Here is a 7977-nt window from a genome sequence, read left to right on the forward strand (position 1 = left end):
CCACCGTCCCGTCTCGGACGCCGCCCGCCGCGCCCCCGCCGCCCCCGCCCGTCGCGCCGGTCCCGCCGCCCGCGCCGAGCTACCTGCAGGCACCCCCGCCGCCGATCGCGCCGTCGAACGTCGGTCATTACCACCCGGAACCGCGGCCGGGGGTGCCGGCCTCGAACGAACCCGCCGCGGCCGCCACGGCCGAATCGACCGTGATCCCGACGATCGAGTCCCGCCTCGCCCCGCCGAACCGTGAACCGGTGGAGCCGCCGGTTGATCAGACCCATGGTCAGCACCGCCCGGAGCCCCCGCGCACTGCTCCCCGGCCGACCTACCCGCCTCGCCGGCCGGTGCGGCCTGTGGCCGACGACGACGAGCTGGACGTGCCGGACTTCCTCAAGTAGCCGGTGCCAGGCAGACTTCCGGCATGCCGGTTCTCGTCACCTCGCGCTCGGGTGGGGTCAGCGACCCGCCGTTCGAGGGACTCAATCTGGGCGACCACGTCGGGGATGCCGACGAGGCCGTCGCCGTCAACCGACGCCGGCTCGTCGACCGGCTGCGGATGCCGGTCCAGTACATGCGGCAGGTGCATGGGAGGCAGGTCGCCGTGTTGCGCCGGCACGGGCCGCCTCCGCAGGCGGACGCGCTGGTGACCGATGTCCCCGGCCTCGCGCTCGCCGTGATGGTCGCCGACTGCGCACCGGTGCTGTTCGAGGCCCCCGCGGTGGTGGGAGTGGCGCACGCCGGCCGGGTTGGGATGGCCAATGGCGTGATACATGCCACTCTCGGGGCCCTCGAGCGGCTCGGCGCCGCCCCGGACGAGCTCCGTGTCACCATCGGTCCATGTATCTGTGCCGGCTGTTACGAGGTGTCGGAGGATCTTCGTTGCGAGGTGGAGACCCAGGTGCCGGGGAGTGCGGCCACCACCCGCGTCGGTACCGCGGCGATCGATCTGCGTGCCGGTATCCGTTGTCAACTCGCCGTCACCGGTGTGACTGATATAACAATTTCTGCTCGATGTACCGCCGAGGATCCGGAGCTCTACTCCTACCGCCGGGAGGGTCGGACGGGACGCTTCGCCGGTCTGGCCTGGCTCGGGCCGACGCCATGATCCACCGGCCCGGCCCGATCGAGCTCGATCCGGCGCGCCTGGACCGGTTGACGCAGCGGCTGGCCGAGGTTCGGGCTCGGATCGCAGGGGCGGCCCGGGCCGCGGGCCGTGATCCGGACCACCTCACCCTCATTGCGGTCAGTAAAACCTACCCACCCCAGGATGTTGTGATGATGCACATGCTCGGGGTGCGGCACTTCGCCGAGAACCGGGAGCAGGAGGCCGGGCCGAAGGTGGGTTTCGTCACCCGGCTGATCGGCGGGGAACGGAACGTCCCGACCAAGGGGACCGGTGACGGCCCGTCCTCCGGTTCCGACGATCCGATCTGGCATTTCGTCGGACAACTGCAGCGCAATAAGGCCAGATCCGTTCTTCGTTGGGCGGATTGGGTGCAGTCGGTGGATCGGGTGAGCCTGGTGCCGGTGCTCTCCCGGCTGGCGATGGAACGCGGCCGCCCGCTGTCGGTCTGTCTCCAGGTCTCGTTGGACTTCCCTGGTGCTTCCGATGGGAAGATTGGTGCGTCGATCGCCGGCTCGAGGCGCGGAGGGGTCGATCCGGCCGGCCTTTCCGCCCTGGCCGATCTTGTCGAGGAGGCGCCGGGACTGGCTCTGCGAGGCGTGATGGCTGTCGCCCCCCGGGGAGGGAAGCCACGACCTGCATTCGCGCGACTGCGTGAGGTGGCGGAACGCCTGAAGGTGGGGCATCCCCAGGCCACCGTCATCAGTGCCGGCATGTCGGGAGATCTTGAGGACGCGGTGGTCGAAGGCGCGACACACCTTCGGATCGGCACCGCTTTGTTCGGTGAACGGCCTGGTGTCCCTTAGAGTCGCGCCCATGGGGCTCGGGCGCAGGGCGATGGTCTACCTCGGTCTGGCCGAGGAGGATGAGGACTATCTCGACGACGACTATGACGACGGTCGTGCGGTCGGTCGTGACGATCGGCGTGCTATGCACGAACCGGTTCCGATGGACCGTACGGTCCATCGGATAGACGCACGTGAGGAGCCGGTCGCCATGCCGCGACGTCCACCGGTCGAACCGTTGCGTCCCGCCGGTCCCGTGCCGATGCGCAGGGTGGCCGCGGTGGAGGAGCCGCACCCCTACCGGATCACCACGCTTCAGCCACGCAGCTACAATGAGGCGCGCCAGATCGGCGAGGAGTTCAGGGACGGGACACCCGTTATCATGAACCTCACTGACATGGACGATGCCGACGCCAAGCGGCTGGTCGACTTCGCCGCGGGTCTGATCTTCGGCCTGCGGGGCGACCTCGAGAAGGTGACCAACAAGGTCTTCCTGCTCTCGCCGCACAATGTCGAGGTCACCGAGACGGACAAGCGACGCATCCGTGAGGGTGGGTTCTACAACCAGTCATAGCCAGGGAATGTGATCACGTTCCCCCCGTTCCTCAGGAGAGAGCGCCATCAGCACAGTAGGTAGCTTGATCTTTTGGGTGCTGACGGTCTATCTGTTGCTCCTGATAGCGCGATGGATCATCGATCTGGTTCTTGCCCTCAGCCGATCGTTCCGCCCGACCGGCCCCCTGGTACTGGTCTTCGAGATTGTGTACATGGCAACTGACCCTCCGTTACGATTCATCCGGCGATTTCTTCCGCCGTTGCGAGTGGGTAGCGTTGCGCTTGACCTCGGGTTCCTGCTGCTCTTCCTGGTGATCATTGTGCTTCGAAGCTATGCGCAGAGGCTGTGACGGGGTTGTTGTGCACACCGCGAGCGCGGGCGCGGCAGACTGCCCGCAGACCGCCCTCTCTTCGGGGAGCGGCGATGCCGCACGAGGAGGCGACGTGGCTCTGACACCACAGGACGTTCAGAACAAGGTCTTCAGCCCGACGAGGTTTCGCACGGGCTACAACGAGGATGAGGTCGACACCTTCCTCGACGAGGTCGAGGCGGAGCTGACGCGGCTGCTGGACGAGAACAGCGACCTGCGCCGGCAGCTCGACGAGGCCCGGCGTTCCGGCGGTGGTGGTCCGGGCGTGCCCGCGCAGATCCTCGAGGAGAACCAGGGCCTGCGCCGCCAGCTCGACGAGGCGCGTCGCCAGATCGCCCAGGCGCAGGCCCAGGCCGCCCAGGCCGCCCGGGAACGGGGCCAGCAGCCGCAGCCCACCGGGCCGCAGGGGCCGCAGCAGGGCGGCGCCCCCACAACGGTGATCTCAGCGGTGGGTACCTCCGGACCGCCCGCCCGGGCCGGCGGTAACCCGCAGGTGGAGGCCGACATCGAGCAGCGGGTCGCCCGTACCCTCGTGCTGGCCCAGCGCACGGCGGACGAGGCGCTGCGCGAGGCGCGCGCGGAGTCTGAACGCGCCCGCCGCGAGGCGAGGGCGGACGCGGACCGCATCATTGGTGAGGCCCGGGCGCACGTGGCCGAGCAGCTCGGCGGCTTGGAGGACGACAAGCGTCGCCTCGAGGGCCAGGTCGAGCAGCTTCGGGCGTTCGAGCGGGAGTACCGTACTCGGCTGCGGGCCTACCTGGAGATGCAGCTGCGGGACCTGGACGGCATGCCGACTCAGCCGGCCGTCGGTGCCGGCGGGCCACCGCGACCGGGCCTCAACCCGGGTGGTGGACCCACGCCGCCCGCGGTGGGCATGGGGCCCAGTGGCGCCCCGCAGAACCCCGCCCACCAGCCGACCTTCTCGCCCGGTCCGCCCCTGCCCGCCGGCGCCGCCATGGCCCGCGACAACGGTCACGGCCGGCCGGACATGGACGCCACCCGGCGGGACGCCCCGGGAATGCAGGAGTTCTGATCATCCGCTGCGCGGCCCTCGGCGAGTCTGGCGTGGCCCTCGGCACCGGCGCGGACGGGGCCGGAGCCGACGGGCGGTCTCGTGATGGGGTGATCGAGAGATGCTGACGCTTTGTGGAGCAGTTCTTGCTTTGTGTACGGTTCTTGCGGTGGTCGGCATCCTTGCCGGCAGCGGTTTCGTCTATGCGTCCCTGATCTTGACGCTGGTCGCCGCGGCGCTGCTCCCGGCGGGAGCAGTACGCCGGGCCTCTCGCTGACCTCGGGCCTCGGTCTCAGCCGCCGGTCGTCTCGTGCCGGGTGAGCGTGAACGCCAGGCCCAGCTCCTCGGCCGCCGAGCGGGCTTCCGCCTCCCGCGGCTGCGCCGCAGGCAGCTCCGTGCGGGCCACCTCGGTGAAGGAGACCGCCAGCACCTCCTCGGCCACCGTCTGACCGTGGGTACGCAGCGCGAGTGCGGTCTCCTCGCGCGTCGCCGCCCAGGAGACGTCCACCCGGTCGGTGATCTCCAGCCCTGCCGCCTTGCGCGCGTCCTGGAGCACCCGGACGACGTCGCGGGCGAGCCCGGCGCGGGCGAGCTCCGGGGAGATCTCCAGGTCGAGGGCGACGGAGAGCCCGGACTCGGCGGTGACCGCCCAGCCCTGCCGCGGCGTCTCTGTGATGATCAGCTCGTCCCCGGACAGCTCGGCCTCCTCCCCGTCGACGGTGACGGTGAGCCGTCCGTTGACGGGAGGACCGGCGGCCGCGATGGCCGCGGCGACCGCCTTGGTGTTCCTGCCGAAGCGCCGCCCCAGGGCCCGGAAGTTCGGCTTCACCGAGATGTCGACGACCTCCGAGGTCGCCGGCTCCACCGTGGTCACGTTGAGCTCCTCGGTGATCTGCGCGATCAGCTCGGGGGAGAGCTCGTCGAAGGCACTCGCGCCGATGACCGCCCGCGGCAACGGCTGGCGGGTGCGCATCCCGCTGGCGGCCCGGGCGGCACGGCCGAGTTCCACGATCCGCCGGACGAGATCCATCTGCTCCGAGAGCTCCGGCGTGTGCAGCCCCCCGGGGAGCTCGGGCCAGGCGGCAAGGTGCACCGAGTCGGGGGTCTGCGGGGAGGCGTCGGCGAACAGCTGTGACCACAGCCAGTCGGTGAGGAACGGTGTGAACGGCGCCATCACTCGGGTCAGTGCGTCCAGGCAGGTGTGCAGGGTGTCCAGGGCATCGGCGTCGCCGGCCCAGAACCGGCGGCGGGACCGGCGGACGTACCAGTTGGACAGGTCGTCGACGAACCGGGCGATCCGCCGCCCGGCCCGCAGCGAGTCGAAGTTCTCCAGCGCCTCGTCCACCTCGGCGACGGTGGCCGCGAGCTCGGACAGCGCCCAGCGGTCCAGCACGTGCCGCCGGGCCGGCGGTGTCGCGCCCGCGCCTGGGCTCGCGCCCGGCCGCCAGCCGGCCGCCCCGGCATAGAGGGCGAAGAACGACGCGGTGTTCCAGTAGGTGAGCAGGACCTTGCGGACGATGTCCTCGATCGCCTCGTGACTCATCCGGCGGTCCGCCCACGGCGAGCCGCCGGCGAGCATCAGCCAGCGGACCGCGTCCGCGCCGTGCCGCTCGAACAGCTCGAAGGGATCGAGCACGTTGCCGAGATGCTTGCTCATCTTGCGGCCGTCGGCGTCCAGGAGCAGGCCGAGGCAGAGCACCGTCTCATAGGAGGAGCGGCCGAACACCAGCGTGCCGACCGCCATCATCGTGTAGAACCAGCCGCGGGTCTGGTCGATCGCCTCGCAGATGTACTGCGCCGGGTACTGCCGGGTGAACTCCTCGAGGTTGTGGTGCGGGGCACCCCACTGGGCGAACGGCATCGCGCCGCTGTCGTACCAGACGTCGATCACCTCGGGCACCCGGTGCGAGACGCCGCCGCAGGTCGGGCAGGTCCCGGTGACCTCATCGACGAACGGGCGGTGCGGGTCGAGGTCGGCCAGGTTCCGCCCGGCGAGCTCGGAGAGCTCGGCGAGTGACCCGACGCACACCAGATGGGTGGGGTCGTCGTCGCAGCGCCAGACCGGCAACGGTGTCCCCCAGTATCGGTTGCGGGACAGCGCCCAGTCGACGTTGCCGCGCAGCCACTCGCCGTACCGACCGGTCCTGATTCGCTCGGGGTGCCAGGTCGTCCGCTCGTTCTGCGCCAGCAGCTCGTCGCGGATGGCGGTGGTCCGGATGTACCAGGACGGCAGCGGATAGTAGATCAACGGTGTGTGGCAGCGCCAGCAGTGCGGGTAGCTGTGCGTATACGTCGACGCCCGCCACAGCCGGCCCCGTGCGCGCAGGTCGGCGGTCAGCGGCGCGTCGGCATCCTTGAAGAACATCCCGCCGACCAAGGGGACGTCGGCGAGGAAGCGGCCGCCCGTCCCGATCGGGTTCACCACCGGCAGCCCGCTCGCCCGGCAGACCGCCAGGTCCTCCGCGCCGAACGCCGGCGCCTGGTGGACCAGGCCCGTGCCGTCCGTGGTCGTCACGTAGTCGGCGAGCACGACCGAGTGCGGGACGCCGGTGCCGGCCGCGAACCGCTCCGCCGCCAGCAGTTCGAACGGGCGGGTGTAGCGGGCACCGGCCAGCTCCGCCCCGCGGAACCGCTCGACGATCTCGGCGTCCTCGCCGAGGGCCGCGGTGACCAGTGGTTCGGCGACGACGAACAACTCCCCATCCCCCGCGCGGGCCAGGACGTACTCCACCTCCGGGTGAACGGCCACCGCCGTGTTCGACACCAGTGTCCACGGGGTCGTCGTCCAGACCAGCAGCTGCGCGCCCTGCCCGGCGAGGCCGAGGGCGTCGGCGACGAGCGGGAAACGGACGTAGACCGAGGGGTCGTCGACGTCCGAGTAGCCCTGGGACACCTCGTGGTCGCTAAGCGGCGTCTCGTCGCGCGGGCAGTACGGGGTGACCCGGAAGTCCTCGACCAGCAGGCCCTGGTCGAAGATCTGCTTGAGCGACCACCAGACGCTCTCGACGTAGCTGGTGTCCATGGTGCGGTAGGCGCCCTCGAGGTCGACCCAGTAGCCCATCCGCTCGGTCATCGCGGAGAAGTCCGCGACATGGCGCAGCACCGACTCGCGGCACCGGGCGTTGAACTCGGCGATGCCGAACGCCTCGATGTCGTTTTTGCTGGTGAAGCCGAGCTCCTTCTCGACCGCGAGCTCGACGGGCAGCCCGTGGCAGTCCCAGCCGGCCCGCCGGGGAACGTGGTAGCCCTTCATCGTCCGGTAGCGGGGGAACAGGTCCTTGAAGACCCTGGCCTCCACGTGATGCGCCCCCGGCCTGCCGTTGGCGGTGGGCGGGCCCTCGTAGAAAACCCACAGCGGGCGGTCCGCGGTGGCCTCCAACGAACGGTGGAACACCTTGGTGTCGCGCCAGCGGGCCAACGTCTCCCGCTCCAGGGCGGGCAGGTCCACCTGGGCGGGCAGCGGAGCGAAGGTGGGATGCCGCAGGGGGGTGCTCATCGTGGGGACTCGGTCTCCATAGTCGTGATCTCCGTCGGGCTGGCTCTCCAACGGAGGGACGACGCCTCACCGGCCCCGGGCGTGACCATCCGGCCGATGCGCCGGCCGCCTGTCCTGCCCGGACCGGGGGTACCGCGGTACCACCCTCCTTGCACACCCGCTCGGCCGGATCGGGCCGAGGGATGGCCCCTCGTTGTCCTCGCGGTGGCCGGATCTACTGGGGACCCGATGGTCGACCGGATCCCGTTCTTCCGGCGGCTCGGGGGTGATCTTCGCGACGCGCTGGCCACCGGGCTTCCACCGACCCCGGCTCGCTTGGGCTGCGCCCGCCGCTACTCGTCCCCGTCCACGCCGTACCGCTGCCCATGAGCGTAGCTCAACGGGACGAGTGGTCCCGTCCCCGGCTCGGCCCTTCGCCGCGCGGCCGGTTCATCGTCGGGACCCGGGGTCGTAGAGTGGTCGGGTAGGAGAGGTGCCGACCATCGGGAGCGGTGTGTCCGAAGATCCCGCCGATCACGCAGCGGCCGCGCCGGGGGGCGTCGCCCCGGGCGCGGGGCCCGTCGCGTCGGCGATGCCCACGAAGCCCTCGGCCCCGCCCGGGGGGTCGGCGCCGGTACCGCGCGGGCGGGACGAGGCTCGCC

Annotated in this window: 6 protein-coding genes and 1 pseudogene; 6 read left to right on the forward strand and 1 reads right to left on the reverse strand. The window is 70.8% G+C overall.

The annotated features are described in order from the left end of the window. From AC08OQ_RS15045 to AC08OQ_RS15070, 6 genes and pseudogenes are all read left to right on the forward strand, one after another. Nucleotides 1-392, forward strand: a pseudogene (locus tag AC08OQ_RS15045) (cell division protein FtsZ); the annotation flags it as partial. Nucleotides 393-415: 23 nt separating this feature from the next. Beyond that, nucleotides 416-1099, forward strand: a complete 684-nt coding sequence (gene pgeF / locus AC08OQ_RS15050; RefSeq protein ID WP_476605166.1) for a peptidoglycan editing factor PgeF — start codon at nucleotides 416-418, stop codon at nucleotides 1097-1099. After that, complete coding sequence (locus tag AC08OQ_RS15055; protein WP_476605167.1) at nucleotides 1096-1923, forward strand: YggS family pyridoxal phosphate enzyme; 828 nt, start codon at nucleotides 1096-1098, stop codon at nucleotides 1921-1923. Before pgeF ends, AC08OQ_RS15055 begins: the two co-directional genes overlap by 4 nt. Nucleotides 1924-1933: 10 nt before the next feature. Continuing rightward, entirely contained in the window at nucleotides 1934-2476 is a 543-nt protein-coding gene (locus tag AC08OQ_RS15060) for a cell division protein SepF (RefSeq protein ID WP_476605170.1), read from the forward strand. A gap of 76 nt (nucleotides 2477-2552) precedes the next feature. After that, nucleotides 2553-2807 (forward strand): YggT family protein, encoded by a 255-nt coding sequence (locus tag AC08OQ_RS15065; RefSeq protein ID WP_476602247.1) that lies wholly within the window; start codon nucleotides 2553-2555, stop codon nucleotides 2805-2807. Between the two features lie 94 nt (nucleotides 2808-2901). After that, nucleotides 2902-3861 carry a DivIVA domain-containing protein gene (locus AC08OQ_RS15070; protein WP_476602246.1) on the forward strand — a complete coding sequence of 320 codons (960 nt, stop codon included), beginning with the start codon at nucleotides 2902-2904 and terminating at the stop codon, nucleotides 3859-3861. A gap of 271 nt (nucleotides 3862-4132) precedes the next feature. Here the strand turns inward: AC08OQ_RS15070 and ileS are convergent, their stop codons facing one another. Continuing rightward, nucleotides 4133-7336, reverse strand: coding sequence for an isoleucine--tRNA ligase (ileS, locus tag AC08OQ_RS15075; RefSeq protein WP_476605168.1), 3204 nt, complete (start codon nucleotides 7334-7336; stop codon nucleotides 4133-4135). Nucleotides 7337-7977: the final 641 nt, after the last annotated feature.

Source organism: Frankia sp. CcCS3 (genome assembly GCF_977927575.1).